This is a genomic window from Eubacterium sp. BL-380-WT-2B (genome assembly GCF_009696115.1).
Lineage (GTDB): Bacteria > Bacillota > Clostridia > Eubacteriales > Eubacteriaceae > Eubacterium > Eubacterium callanderi.
The window spans coordinates 357,419-370,464 of the sequence record NZ_VUMP01000001.1; the positions used below are offsets into that span (position 1 = coordinate 357,419).

12 protein-coding genes are annotated in these 13,046 nt (G+C 53.3%); 11 read left to right on the plus strand and 1 reads right to left on the minus strand.

Annotated features, from left to right (window positions below; translation table 11 throughout):
* The first annotated feature begins 18 nt into the window (after window positions 1-18).
* Entirely contained in the window at window positions 19-1,056 is a 1,038-nt protein-coding gene (locus FYJ53_RS01575) for an L-threonylcarbamoyladenylate synthase (protein WP_148429862.1), read from the plus strand.
* Window positions 1,057-1,100: 44 nt separating this feature from the next.
* Here FYJ53_RS01575 and FYJ53_RS01580 read toward each other — a convergent pair whose 3' ends face one another.
* On the minus strand, window positions 1,101-1,649 hold the full coding sequence (locus FYJ53_RS01580; protein ID WP_154556902.1) for a Uma2 family endonuclease: 549 nt from the start codon (window positions 1,647-1,649) through the stop codon (window positions 1,101-1,103).
* A gap of 162 nt (window positions 1,650-1,811) precedes the next feature.
* On the opposite strand from FYJ53_RS01580, the gene rpiB reads away from it, so the two are divergent.
* From rpiB to FYJ53_RS01630, 10 genes are all read left to right on the plus strand, one after another.
* Window positions 1,812-2,261 carry a ribose 5-phosphate isomerase B gene (rpiB, locus tag FYJ53_RS01585; RefSeq protein ID WP_090414796.1) on the plus strand — a complete coding sequence of 150 codons (450 nt, stop codon included), beginning with the start codon at window positions 1,812-1,814 and terminating at the stop codon, window positions 2,259-2,261.
* A gap of 179 nt (window positions 2,262-2,440) precedes the next feature.
* Complete coding sequence (locus tag FYJ53_RS01590; RefSeq protein WP_038352496.1) at window positions 2,441-3,763, plus strand: UDP-glucose/GDP-mannose dehydrogenase family protein; 1,323 nt, start codon at window positions 2,441-2,443, stop codon at window positions 3,761-3,763.
* Between the two features lie 17 nt (window positions 3,764-3,780).
* Window positions 3,781-4,653 (plus strand): UTP--glucose-1-phosphate uridylyltransferase GalU, encoded by an 873-nt coding sequence (galU, locus tag FYJ53_RS01595; RefSeq protein ID WP_013382371.1) that lies wholly within the window; start codon window positions 3,781-3,783, stop codon window positions 4,651-4,653.
* Window positions 4,654-4,860: 207 nt separating this feature from the next.
* Entirely contained in the window at window positions 4,861-6,564 is a 1,704-nt protein-coding gene (locus FYJ53_RS01600) for a phospho-sugar mutase (protein WP_013382370.1), read from the plus strand.
* A gap of 95 nt (window positions 6,565-6,659) precedes the next feature.
* Window positions 6,660-7,346, plus strand: coding sequence for a TIGR00266 family protein (locus tag FYJ53_RS01605; protein WP_013382369.1), 687 nt, complete (start codon window positions 6,660-6,662; stop codon window positions 7,344-7,346).
* A 106-nt stretch (window positions 7,347-7,452) separates the two neighbouring features.
* Window positions 7,453-8,079 carry a hypothetical protein gene (locus FYJ53_RS01610; RefSeq protein ID WP_038352497.1) on the plus strand — a complete coding sequence of 209 codons (627 nt, stop codon included), beginning with the start codon at window positions 7,453-7,455 and terminating at the stop codon, window positions 8,077-8,079.
* Window positions 8,076-9,605, plus strand: coding sequence for a D-alanine--D-alanine ligase (locus FYJ53_RS01615; RefSeq protein WP_148429856.1), 1,530 nt, complete (start codon window positions 8,076-8,078; stop codon window positions 9,603-9,605). The genes FYJ53_RS01610 and FYJ53_RS01615 overlap by 4 nt, the downstream gene beginning before the upstream one ends.
* A 162-nt stretch (window positions 9,606-9,767) precedes the next feature.
* A complete protein-coding gene (locus tag FYJ53_RS01620) occupies window positions 9,768-10,214 on the plus strand; it encodes a DUF1934 domain-containing protein (RefSeq protein ID WP_013382366.1) in 447 nt (148 codons plus the stop codon).
* Between the two features lie 52 nt (window positions 10,215-10,266).
* On the plus strand, window positions 10,267-11,961 hold the full coding sequence (gene argS / locus FYJ53_RS01625; RefSeq protein ID WP_148429901.1) for an arginine--tRNA ligase: 1,695 nt from the start codon (window positions 10,267-10,269) through the stop codon (window positions 11,959-11,961).
* The gene (locus FYJ53_RS01630; protein WP_013382364.1) at window positions 11,961-12,641 is read left to right on the plus strand and encodes a ThiF family adenylyltransferase; all 681 of its coding nucleotides are present in this window, start codon (window positions 11,961-11,963) and stop codon (window positions 12,639-12,641) included. The genes argS and FYJ53_RS01630 overlap by 1 nt, the downstream gene beginning before the upstream one ends.
* Window positions 12,642-13,046: the final 405 nt, after the last annotated feature.

Consider the following 13,046-nt stretch of genomic DNA (forward strand, 5'->3'; position numbering starts at 1 on the left):
ATATAGCAGGTTGATCTTATGAAAACAGAACTTTTTAAAACAGACAGCCCCCTGCTCGGGGTCGTCCATTTGACCAAGGCCGGCGAACTGATTGCCAGGGGAGAGACCGTGGTTTTTCCCACAGAGACGGTGTACGGCCTGGGAGCCAACGCCCTGGACGAAAACGCTGTGAAGAAAATATTTGAAGCCAAGGGACGCCCGGCGGATAACCCGCTCATTGTGCACATCGCTGACCGGGACGATCTTGAAAAGCTGGTGACCGAGGTGCCTGAAAAGGCCGAGAAGCTCATGGACGCCTTCTGGCCCGGGCCTCTGACACTGATCATGCACAAGAGCAGCGGGGTGCCGGAGGTTGTGACCGCGGGGCTTGATACCGTGGCGGTGCGCTTTCCCTCCAACCTCATCGCCCTGGGGCTCATCAAGTCCGCCGGGGTTCCCATCGCGGCGCCCAGCGCTAATATCTCGGGACGGCCAAGCCCTACAAAAAGCGAGCATGTGATCGAGGATATGATGGGCCGTGTTTCGGCCATCATTGTGTCTGAGGATACAGATGTCGGGCTGGAATCCACGGTGGTGGACACCACCACCGAGCCGCCGACTGTGCTGCGCCCGGGCGGGGTGACCGTGGCGGAGCTGGAGGCTGTCATCGGCAGGGTGCAGGTGTCCCCCAACGCCATCGAAAACGTGATCCCGGAAAAGGCCAAATCTCCGGGCATGAAGTATACCCACTATTCCCCGAAGGGCGATCTGGTCATTGTGAAGGGCACAGACGCCGAGAAGGTTGAAAAAATCAACCGCCATATCAAGAAGCACGAGGAAATGCAAATCGGCATTCTGGCAACTGACGAGACCATGGGCAACTACCATTCGGGGATCATCATCTCCCTGGGCAGCCGGGAGAACCCGGAGGAAATGAGCCATAATCTTTTCGCCAGACTCCGCACCTTTGACGATCTGGGCATTGAGAAGATCTACGCCGAGGACATCGAGGTCGGCAACGACACTCTGGCTCTGGCCAACCGGCTGTATAAGGCCGGAGGTTACCATTTTATATAGTGAAGAATTAAAATCAACCCGTATCGCGGCGATACGGGTTGATTTTATGATGCGAAAATATCGTCCATCGCAAGCTCCAGTCCCTCAAAGAGCGGTGTCGTCAGCGCTTCGCCGCGGATGTAGATGTCGGCCTCGCTGATTTCAAAGCGGTGGACGGTGATGGTCTGGGATTTGGGATCGACAATCCAGTATTCCTTCACGCCGGTCATCTGGTACTTGTTGAGCTTGGTAAAGAGGTCATAGCTTCTGGTAGCTGGGCTGAGCACCTCGATGGCAACGGCGGGCGGGCCTTCATAGCGCTGCTTGCTGAATTTGTCAGGGTCGCAGAGAATGCTGATATCTGGGATGAAAATATCGTTTTTCAGCTTGATCTCAGCCTCGGAAAAAACTTTGCAGGTTTTTCCTTTAAAATAAGGGCCAAGCCCGATGATCAGATTAGTGATGAGCAGCTGGTGTATCAATGTGGCTTTGGGTGGCATCATGACCATTCCGTCCACAAATTCGTAACGTTCTTGCTCGTCTCTTGGCAGCTTATCAAATTCGGTCAGTGTCATATTTTCAAATTTTGTATCTTTTTTCTGTAACAAGCCCATAAGATTGCCCCCTTTTTCTTAATCATACTTGCCGGACGATAAAATGTCATGGAAAGCCATTTTGATTAAGAATAATACTTTTACAAAGTTTCTTAATGCTTACTATCGTTAAAATTGGGAAAGTATGTTATAATAAACAAAAACAAATCGGAGGGAACTCAAATGAAATTAGCGATTGGATCGGATCACGGTGGGTTTGAACTGAAACAGGTTGTCATGGAATTGCTCCGTGAAGAAGGCGTTGACTATACCGATATGGGGCCTGAAACAGCGGAATCAGTGGATTATCCCGTATATGGGCAGAAGGTTGCTGAGGCGGTGGCGAGCGGCGAATACGACCGCGGTATTGCCATCTGCGGTACCGGCGTGGGTATCTCCATCGCGGTGAACAAGGTTCCCGGCATCCGCGGTTCACTCTGTACCAACGAATACATGGCTGAGATGACAAGACGCCACAATGACTCCAACGTGCTGGTGCTGGGCGGGCGCGTCCTGGGAGACGACCTGGCAAAGAACATTGTCAAGACCTGGCTGCACACCGAGTTTGAGGGCGGCCGCCACCAGCGCCGGATCGACATGATTGGCGACATTGAAAAAAAATACGATAAATAAGACGATAAGGCCTTCCAAAACCCCTTTTCAGGATTTTGGGAGGCTTTTTCTATGCCTGGGAATCAGAATTTCTAATGGAAAACCAACGGTGTTTATGTTATAATCTGATATTAAGTATACCATTTATAAAGCACTAAATACTGCTGTAAAGAGCAGTGTTTATTTTGAAGGAGAGCAAATTGATCATTAGTGTAATAGGTGCGGGGGTCCTTGGACTGGCGTATGCGGCTTCCTTTGCCCGCGGCGGCCATCAGGTTTACTGCACCGACATGGATGAAGAAATTGTCAATGCCGTGAAGGAAGGCGAGCTTCCCGGCTATGAATCCGGACTGGAACGGGTGGTGGCTGAGGCTGAGGCCACGGGCAATCTGGAGTTTACCGGCCATCTGCGCAAGGTTATCAAGGAGGCGGAGGTCATTTTTATTACCTGTGAGGTGCCTGAGGATGACGAACACATGCCAAGCCTGCGGTTTGTACGGGCCATTGCCCAGAGCATCGGCAGCCAGATGGAGGAGCCCAAGATTGTAGTCTTAAAATCCAGCGTGCCCCCCGGCTCGTCGGTGGTCATTGAGGAGACTATCCAGAAAGCCCTTGACGAGCGTGAGGCGGATATCCATTTTGATGTGGTGTCCTCACCGTCCTTTGCCAAGGCCGGCAGCTTTTTGAAGGACATTGAGCGCCCCCGGTTTGTGGCCATCGGGGCGGATAATGAGGAAGCGCGTGAAAAGGTACGGAACCTGTACCGCGAGACGGGCATTGTGATGAACAAGATCATTGACGCCTCCCCGGCAGAGGTGGAGATGGCCGACTATGCTATCAGCGGCCTGGTCGCGGTAAAAACCGCGTTTATCAACGAGCTGGCCATGCTGTGCGAGAAGCTGGACATCGACGTGGACATGACCACCCGGATCATGGGCAAAGACTCCCGGATTTCACCCCAGCTGATGGACCCGGGGCCGGGCTACGGCGGCAGCATTCTGCCCAAGACGGCCCGCGCCATGGTGCGCATTGCCGAAGAAGCGGACGAAACCGCTGAGGTTCTGAAGGGCGCCATCACAGCCAATGAGTGCCAGAAGCAGAAATGTGTGGCGAAGATTGAAAACATCATGGATGGCGTGGGCGGAAAGACCATCGGTATTCTGGGGCTGTCCCCGGATTTCGGCACCGATGACCTCCGGGAGGCGCCGTCGCTGGATATTATAAGATGCCTTGTGGAAAAGGAAGCCAGCCTGCGGATTTACAATCCCGATGGCTACCAGCAGGCAAAATGGCGGCTGTTTAAGGAAAAAGACGCCATTACCTTCTGCGATGACATCTACGAGGCGGCTGAGAACGCCGACGCGCTGGTGGTACTGACCAAATGGCCAAACACCCGGGCGACGGACGAAAACCAGCTGAAGGAAAAAATGAAGGGCGATATACTCATCGACCTGCAGAACCTTTTTGTGAAGCGCAAGGAGGTTAAGCAGCTCTTTAAATACTATGGATTAGGGATGCATTAAGCATCAGAGGAGGAATTATGAAAGTAAAAAAAGCGGTCATTCCGGCTGCGGGCCTGGGCACCCGTTTTCTGCCGGTGACCAAATCGGTCCCAAAGGAAATGCTGCCCATTGTAGACAAGCCGACGATTCAGTATATTATTGAGGAGATTGTGGACTCTGGCATTCAGGAAATCCTGATCATCACCGGGCGGAACAAGGACATCATCACCAACCATTTCGACAATGTGCCAGAGCTGGAGTTTAACCTGAAGATGAAGGGCAAAACCGAGGAGCTCAGGATGATCGAGGACATTACCAATATGGCCCGCATCTTTACCGTGCGCCAGAAGGAAGCCAAGGGCCTGGGCCACGCGGTGCTCTGCGCCAAGGAGTTTGTGGGCGATGAGCCCTTTGCCGTGGTGCTGGGGGACGATATTGTCTACAACCCGGAAAAGCCTGCTCTCAAGCAGATGATCGAGGTCTTTGACGAATACCAGGCCTCTGTGATCGGCGTGCAGACCGTGCCGGATGACCAGGTGGACAAATACGGCATTGTCTCTGGCAAGCCTGTGACCGGGGACATTTTTGAGGTGGACGACATGGTCGAAAAACCAGCCATCGGCACCGCGCCGTCTAATTTAGCCATCCTGGGCCGCTACATCATCACACCGGCTATCTTCAACATTCTGGAAAATACCGGGAAAGGCGCCGGCGGCGAGATCCAGCTGACTGACGGCCTGAAGACTCTGGGCGAAAAACAGCGCATACTGGCCTATGACTTTAAAGGCCGCCGCTACGATGTGGGCGACAAGCTGGGCTTTCTGGAAGCCACGGTTGAGTACGGCCTGCGCACACCAGGGCTTGAGGAGCGCTTTACCGAATACCTGAAAAATTATTTCCATCACAACTAAACAAAAGCGTCATGGGGGACGCGCGGTCTGGAGCAGGGGATAAAACCGTCTGCCCGGAGCGGCGTGTTCCCTGTTGTTTTTTGTGAAAATTTTATAGAAGTTTTACAGAATTTGACACGCATTTTTGTTGAGTCAAACCATTATTTCGGGTATAATAAGATCATGTAACCGAAATCAATCATTTAAAATCATATAAGGAGGAACACAATGGGCTACAAAGAAGTATACCAATTATGGAAAGATTATCCGGAGCTGAACGCAGACCTGCGGGCTGAGCTTGAGACAATGACCGACGAGGGTGAAATCGAGGACCGTTTTTACCAGGACCTTGAATTTGGCACTGGCGGGATGCGCGGCAAGATCGGCGCGGGCATTAACCGGATGAATGTTTATATTGTGGCAAAGGCGACCTATGGACTGGGCAAATACCTGCTGGGGGCAGACCCCAAAAATGCTGAAAAGGGTGTGGCCATCGCCTTTGACTCCAGAAATAAATCGGCTGAATTCGCACAGACCGCCGCGCGTGTGCTGGCGTCCATGGGCGTTCAGGCCTACCTGTTTGAAAGCCTGAGACCAACACCAGTGCTGTCCTTCACCGTACGCCACGTGGGCGCTGCTGGCGGGATTGTCATCACCGCTTCCCACAACCCCAAAGAGTACAACGGCTACAAGGTCTACGGCCCCGATGGCGGCCAGATGGTTTCTCCGGCGGCTGACGAGCTGGTGGCTGAGATTGAAAAAATTGACAATTATTTTGATATTCCGCTGGCCAATATGCAGACAGCTGTGGAAGACGGCATGATCCAGATCATCGGCAGAGAAGTGGACGACGCTTACGCCGCTGCGGTCGAAAATGTGGTAAAGGCGAACCCGGGCAGCGACTTAAAGGTGATTTACACGCCCATCCACGGCAGCGGCAATGTGCCGGTGCGCCGTGTGCTGGATGACCTCGGCTATAAAAATGTGACAGTGGTGGCTGAGCAGGAACAGCCGGACGGCAGTTTCCCGACGGTTTCCTATCCGAATCCTGAGGAACGGTCAGTGTTTAACATTGCCATGGAAATGCCTGAAGCCAGGGATGTGGACATCATCATCGGCACCGACCCGGACTGCGACCGTGTGGGCGTGGTCGGACGCAACGCAGAGGGCGAGTTCGTGGTCTTTACCGGTAACCAGACCGGCGCGCTGCTGGTGGACTATTTCCTCAAGACCCGCACCGGGCTGCCCGACAACAAGGTGGTCATCAAGACCATTGTGACCAGCGAGCTGGGCGGTATCGTGGCCAAATCCCACGGGGCTGAGGTGGTGGATGTGCTCACCGGCTTTAAATACATCGGCGAACACATGACAGAATACGAGGCGACCGGCGAAAAGACCTTTGCCTTTGGCTATGAGGAAAGCTATGGCTACCTGGCAGGCAACTACGCCCGCGATAAGGACGCTGTGCTGGCCTCCGCGCTGGTCTGCGAGATGGCGGATTACTATAAAAAACAGGGGATGACCCTGTACGATGCCCTGGAAGGACTGTACCAGAAATTCGGCTACTTTATTGAGGGCATCCAGTCCATGACGCTGGAGGGCATCGAGGGCAAAAAACAGATCGCAAACATCATGGAAAAATTCCGCGCCAACCATTTCAACACCTTTGCGGATGAAAAGCTGGTGACCTACAATGACTACCAGTCTAAGGAAAGCCTGGATCTGGCGGGCGGCGAAAAATCCGCCATTGACCTGCCAAAATCCAACGTGCTCAAATTTGTCTTTAACGAAAATTCATGGTACGCCCTGAGACCTTCGGGCACTGAGCCGAAGCTGAAGGTTTACTACTCTGTGACCGGCAGGAGCCGCGAGAGCGCAGAGGAAAAAATGGAAATTCTGAGAAAAGCGGTTAATGAAATCATCGAGGCCTGATCCTTCACCAAACCGGAGGACAGAGCAGCCCCCGGAATCCTGAACACGATGTTTTCGGGATTTCGGGAGGCTTGTTTAAGGAATAGGAGTAAAAAATGAAATATGAAATTATTGGCGATACCCTGCCGGTTGTAGAGCTTGAGCTGGACCGGGGTGAGCAGATTTATACAGAGTCCGGCGGCATGTCCTGGATGGACCCCTGTTTTGATATGGAAACCAGCACCAGAGGCGGTGCGCTGAAAGCCATTAAGAGGAGCTTCAGCGGCAATTCGCTATTCCTGACCACCTACACCTGTACGGGCGACAAGGGAAAGATCGCCTTTGCGTCGTCCTTCCCGGGCAACATCCGGGCAGTGCATCTGGAGGCGGGACAGTCCATCATCTGTGCCAAAACAGCTTTTTTGGCGGCTGAGGAATCTGTAGATTTCTCAATTTTCTTTAAGAAGAGTGTCAAGACCGGCGTTTTTGGCGGCGCAGGCTTTATCCTCCAGAAGCTCACAGGGCCTGGGCTGGTGTTCCTTGAGCTCAATGGCAGCACCATTGAGTACAACCTTGAGGAAGGGCAGACCATCAATGTGGATCAGGGACACATCGCTGTGTTCCAGGAAAAGGTGCACTTTGACGTCACCCAGGTAAAAGGCGCTAAAAACATCCTGTTCAGCGGCGAGGGCCTGTTCTTTGCCACACTGACCGGCCCGGGGCGGGTTGTGCTTCAGAGCATGCCAGTGGACAAGCTGGCCAAAGCCCTGATCCCCTATATGCCGACCAGCACCAGCAGCTGAGGCTGAAAAGATAAGAATCCATTCCCGCAAAGGGGTGGATTTTTTTGTTTTTATCCGGGCGGTGTGGTAAAATGAAGTAAATGAAGGAAAGGAAAAATGTGCGGAAATGAGAGAAATGGTGGTTATAGGAACAGGCCTTGCTGGCAGAGTGATCGCGGACGCTTTGAGAGGGCCTGAGGTCACCTTGGCAGGCTTCCTGAGTGCGGACCTGCCCCCGGACGGCTGGCCCTATCCGGTGCTGGGAGCACCGGAGGATGCCCCAGGCCTTTCCAGGGATGGCAGGGGCTTTATTGTGGCAGCGGACAGCCTGAAAGACCGCGAGGCTGTGGTCAGGGCTTTTCCGGAGCTCGGCTATCAGGCGGTAATCCATCCGGCGGCCCATGTGGCAGCGGACGCGGTGGTAGAGCCCGGCGCCTATATCGGAGCCGGCGCTGTTGTGGGGACTGGCGCGTCGATCGGTGCTCACAGCGTCATCGGAGAGGGCAGTATCGTCGGGGCTCTGAGCCGGATCGAGCCCTATTGTGAGCTGCTGGCCCGGGTCAATATCGGCCATGAGGTTACAGTGAAGGACCACACCTTTATCGGTCACAGCGCCACGCTCAAGGATAAGATTACCATTGCCGCAGGTACGGTGATTCAAACGGGCGAGATTGTGGTAAAAGATATGGTGATGAAAATGGTCTACAAACGCGGGGCTTGGATTTATAAAGAGAATGAAGTGCCGAAGGAATGAGAGCAGATAAAATGAAAAGGGCGGAGCTCGTCATCAGCGCTTGCCTGGCCGGGGAGGCCTGCCGTTACGACGGCCGGGACAACCTGGTGCCCGAGCTCAGGGCGCTGGTGGAGGAAGGAAAGGCAGTGACCATTTGTCCGGAATGCCTGGGCGGACTGGAAATTCCCCGAAAACCCTGTGAAATTAGGGTAGTCAAAGGGGAAAGGAAAGTGTATAATGTAAAAAATGAAGATTTAACGAACGCCTTTAAAAAAGGGGCGGAAAAAGCGTTATCCCTTGCCAGGAATGCGGGCGCGCGGCTGGCGGTGCTCAAGGCAAAGAGCCCCTCCTGCGGGTGCGGCTGTGTCTATGACGGCAGTTTCCATAAACGGCTGGTGCCTGGAAATGGCATAACAGCGGAGCTGTTCCTGCAAAACGGCCTGACGGTCATGACAGAGCAGGAGTGGCTGACGCAAAAATTTAAGGAGGAATCCATTATGGAGAAAAAGATTAATTTAGGCATTGTATTCGGTGGACAGTCTGGCGAACATGAGGTGTCACGCGCCTCGGCCTGCAATGTCATTGAAGTGATTGACAAAGAAAAATACGATATTACCCTGATCGGCATCACCAAAAACGGTGACTGGAAGGTCTACACCGGGGACTATAAAAACATTAAGGACGGCTCCTGGGAGCAGGATACGGACAAAATCCACGCGGATTTTTCCATTTTCCACGATCCCATTATCCAGGATGTGGATGTGTTCTTCCCCGTGCTTCACGGACCAATGGGCGAGGACGGCACCATCCAGGGCCTCTTTGAGCTGATGAACAAGCCTTATGTGGGCTGCGGTGTGCTGGCTTCCGCTGCTGGCATGGACAAGGTGGCCTCCAAAATGCTTTTTGAGAGCGCTGGCATCCCAGTGGGCCCATATGTTTACTTCAAACGCAGAGACTGGGAAAAGGATCCGGACCGCATCATCGATGACATCGCAGGCCGGGGCTTCCCGGTATTTATCAAGCCCTCCAACATGGGCTCCAGCGTCGGCATCAGCAAGGCGCATAATAGGGAAGAATTCATCGACGGCGTCAACGAAGCGCTCCGTTACGATCATAAAATCGTGGTTGAAGGCTTCCTGAACGCACGGGAAATTGAATGTGCGGTTCTGGAAGAAAACGGTGAGATCAAAGCAGCGATTCCTGGCGAAGTGGTCGCCTCCAAGGAATTTTACGATTATGAAGCAAAATACAGCGACAACCAGGACTCCAAAATCGTGATCCCTGCACAGATCAGCGACGCTTTGCTCGAGAAAATCCGCGAATACGCCATCAAGGCCTTTGAGGTGATTGACGGCAGCAGCCTCAGCCGTGTAGATTTCTTTGTGACCCGCGCGACCTACAACATTTATATCAATGAAATCAACACCATGCCAGGCTTTACCAATATCAGCATGTACCCGAAAATGTGGGAGAACATGGGCGTTTCTTACGCTGAGCTGGTTGAAAAGCTGATCCAGGGCGCTGCGGTTAAGCGTGTCAACAGCTAATTGCAGATTATTTAAGAAAATCCTTGAAAAATAAAGCCATAAATGATTTAATAGAGACACTAAAGTTAAAAGTGTACAAAGCGCGAAGCAAGGTGCCTCCGGGTAGCGGCTTCCTGCTGTGCAGCAGCCTGAAAAGTTTGTAACGATTCGGAGGTGATTGTTGTGACAGATGATGAAAGAAAAAAAGTATGGCTTTCGATTACTGGAATCGTGAGCGATCAGCACCGTAATGAGGATAAGATGGAGTTTTCAACCGAAGGCGATATGTATAAGGAAAAAAACATCTCTTGTCTGACCTATAAAGAATCTGAGGTCTCCGGCATGGAAGGCACTACCACCACTGTGAAAGTGGAGGGCGGTAAAATTTCCGTGATCCGCCTGGGCTCAGTAAACTCCCTCATGGAATTTGAAGAAGGCAAACGCAATGTGACGCTCTATTCCACCCCTTATGGCGACATCGCCATGGGCATCTTTACCAAGGGCGTGAACATCGCCTACAACGACCGGAAGGACCCGGTCAATGTCAAGGTCGATTACGCCATCGAGGTTGAGGGAATGACCAACACGGAAAATACGCTGGACATCAAAATCAGTAATTATAAAAACTAGTTCAGAAAGGGCGAACAATGTTCGCCCTTTCTATTGATGTGATTTGGAGGATATTATGTATATCAGAGAAAAAATTGAAAACCAAATAAAGGCGCTCATTGCGGGATCTGTGGACGCTGCCATGGAGGCTGGCGACTTTTCTGCCCGTGCGCTGCCGGAGATTTATCTGGAGGTGCCCCGTGAGAAGGAACACGGCGACTACGCCACCAACATTGCCATGCAGCTGCCAAAGCAGGCCCACAAAGCGCCGCGTGTGATTGCTGAGAGCATCGTGCGCCATATGAACATTGACAACTCCTACGTGGAGGCAGTTGAGATTGCCGGACCGGGCTTTATCAACTTCAAGCTCAAGTCTGACTGGGTGTATGAGGTGCTGCTGGAAATTGAAGCCATGCAGGAAAACTACGGCAAAACCCAGGGCAACGCCGGCAAAAAATACAACCTTGAGTTTATATCTGCCAACCCCACAGGCCCAATGCACATGGGAAACGCCCGCGGCGGCGCCATCGGGGATATTCTGGCCGCCATCGCGGAGTGGACGGGCTATGATGTGACCCGCGAGTTTTACGTCAACGACGCCGGCAACCAGATCGCCAAGTTTGGGGATTCTCTGGACGCGCGTTTTCGCCAGCTCATGGGCGAGGACATTCCTTTCCCGGAGGACGGTTATCAGGGCAATGACATCCGTGTGCACATGGAGGAATTCATCGACCAGGAGGGCGGCGCAGATGCCTGTCAAAAATACTTGACCATGGACGAGGCTGAGCGCAAAGGGATTTTTGTCGACTATGCCCTTGAAAAGAACCTGAAAAAAATGCACGCCGACCTTGAAAAATACGGCATCCATTATGATATCTGGTTCTCTGAGCAGAGCCTTTACGACCAGGGCGCCATCGAATCGGCCCTGAAAATCTTACAGGACAGCGGCGCGGTCTATGAAAAGGAAGGAGCTCTATGGTTTACCACCAGCGAGTTCGGCTGTGAAAAGGACGACGTGCTGGTGCGTCAGAACGGCCTGCCTACCTATTTTATGGGGGATATCGCCTACCACCTGAACAAGTTCAAGACCCGCGGCTTTGACCGCTGCATTAATGTCTGGGGCGCCGACCACCACGGCCACATCGCCCGCTTAAAGGCGGCCATGCAGGCTGCCGGCGTGAACCCGGACCATTTGGAAATTGTCATCATGCAGCTGGTGCGCCTCATGCGTGACGGTGAGATCGCGCGTATGTCCAAGCGCAAGGGTGAAATGATCACTCTGACCGACCTCATCGAGGAGGTTGGCCGCGACGCTGCCCGCTTCCTGTTTAACATGCGCTCACCGGACAGCCATCTGGATTTTGATCTGGATCTGGCCATCGAGCAGTCCAATGAGAACCCGGTGTTCTATGTCCAGTACGCCCATGCCCGTATCTGCAGCATCCTGCGCCAGATGGCAGAGGACAAAAACACCGAAGGCCCGGCCAACCTGACCCTGCTCCGGGAAAAGGAAGAGCTGACCCTGCTGGATATGCTGTCAAACCTGCCGAATGAGATCATCGTGGCTGAGGAGAAAATGGACCCGAGCCGGATCACCCACTACGCCATGGATCTGGCCGCCGCGTTCCACAGCTTCTACAACGCTTGCCGCGTGCGCGTGGAGGATATCGAGCTGATGAAAGCCCGTCTGGCCCTGATCAAGGGGACCAAGCAGGTACTGGCCAATGTCCTGGAGATTTTGGGCATTGACGCGCCAGAAAGAATGTAATGGCAACACAGTTTGACCGAACGGCCCTTGTCCTTGGTGACGAGGGCCTTAAAAAGCTGCAGAACGCCCGGGTGATTCTGTTTGGCGTGGGCGGCGTGGGTTCCTTTACCGCTGAGGCGCTCATCCGGGCAGGGGTGGGCAGTCTGACCCTGGTGGACAAGGACGTGGTGGACATCACCAACCTCAACCGCCAGCTCATCGCCCTGCACTCCACCATCGGCCGCGTAAAGGTCGAGGTAGCCGCCGAACGGCTGAGGGACATCAACCCAGCGGCAGAGATCATCCCGCTGCACCAGTGCTTTCTGCCGGAAAACGCCGAGGATTTCGAGCTGGAAACCTATGACTATGTCATTGACGCCATCGACATGGTCACCGCCAAGCTGGCTTTGATCTGCGCGTGTCAGGAAAAAGGGATTCCTGTGCTCTCAAGCATGGGCACCGGCAACAAGCTGGACCCCTCCTGTTTTGAGATCACCGACATCTACAAGACCTCGGTCTGCCCGCTGGCAAAGGTCATGCGCCGGGAGCTGAAGGCCCGGGGCATCAAAAAGCTGAAGGTGCTCTATTCAAAGGAAGTGCCTGCTCTGAAGTGCACCCCGCCGGGCAGCGTGAGCTTTGTGCCCTCCGTCGCTGGCCTGATGATCGCCGGAGAGGTGACGCGGAGCCTGGCAGGGCTTTAGATATTTCAACCCGTATCGCAGCGATACGGGTTGTTTTTTTGGGATACGGTGTAAAAAAACACGCTGTACCTCTTGCAGGAAGGTGCCGAAATCCGAGACTGCGCCTTTTATCCAGATAAGAAAAAAGGTCCAGGCGCTATGGGTGACGGCCGGAAATCGTGCCGTTTTATCGGAGCAGCCGGACATTGGAGAGCAGAGAGGTCTGCGTTATGAAGGAAGATGTTGTTGGCAGGTTGAAGCCCGCAGGACGCTTTTTTCTTCCTTAGGTAAAAGGTTTCGTCTCTCAGATTTTTAAACTTTCCTGACCATTTCAACCCGTATCGCGGCGATACGGGTTGTTTTTTTGGGGTACGGTGTGAAACGCGCTGTACCTCTTGGAGGAAGTGGCGGAGCCCGAGACTGCGC

What these genes read in the sequence shown, in the direction of transcription:
- FYJ53_RS01575 (WP_148429862.1), top strand. Translation starts at nt 19, where the DNA reads ATGAAAACAGAACTTTTTAAAACAGACAGCCCCCTGCTCGGGGTCGTC.
- FYJ53_RS01580 (WP_154556902.1), bottom strand. Translation starts at nt 1,649, where the DNA reads ATGGGCTTGTTACAGAAAAAAGATACAAAATTTGAAAATATGACACTG.
- rpiB (WP_090414796.1), top strand. Translation starts at nt 1,812, where the DNA reads ATGAAATTAGCGATTGGATCGGATCACGGTGGGTTTGAACTGAAACAG.
- galU (WP_013382371.1), top strand. Translation starts at nt 3,781, where the DNA reads ATGAAAGTAAAAAAAGCGGTCATTCCGGCTGCGGGCCTGGGCACCCGT.
- FYJ53_RS01600 (WP_013382370.1), top strand. Translation starts at nt 4,861, where the DNA reads ATGGGCTACAAAGAAGTATACCAATTATGGAAAGATTATCCGGAGCTG.
- FYJ53_RS01605 (WP_013382369.1), top strand. Translation starts at nt 6,660, where the DNA reads ATGAAATATGAAATTATTGGCGATACCCTGCCGGTTGTAGAGCTTGAG.
- FYJ53_RS01610 (WP_038352497.1), top strand. Translation starts at nt 7,453, where the DNA reads ATGAGAGAAATGGTGGTTATAGGAACAGGCCTTGCTGGCAGAGTGATC.
- FYJ53_RS01615 (WP_148429856.1), top strand. Translation starts at nt 8,076, where the DNA reads ATGAGAGCAGATAAAATGAAAAGGGCGGAGCTCGTCATCAGCGCTTGC.
- FYJ53_RS01630 (WP_013382364.1), top strand. Translation starts at nt 11,961, where the DNA reads ATGGCAACACAGTTTGACCGAACGGCCCTTGTCCTTGGTGACGAGGGC.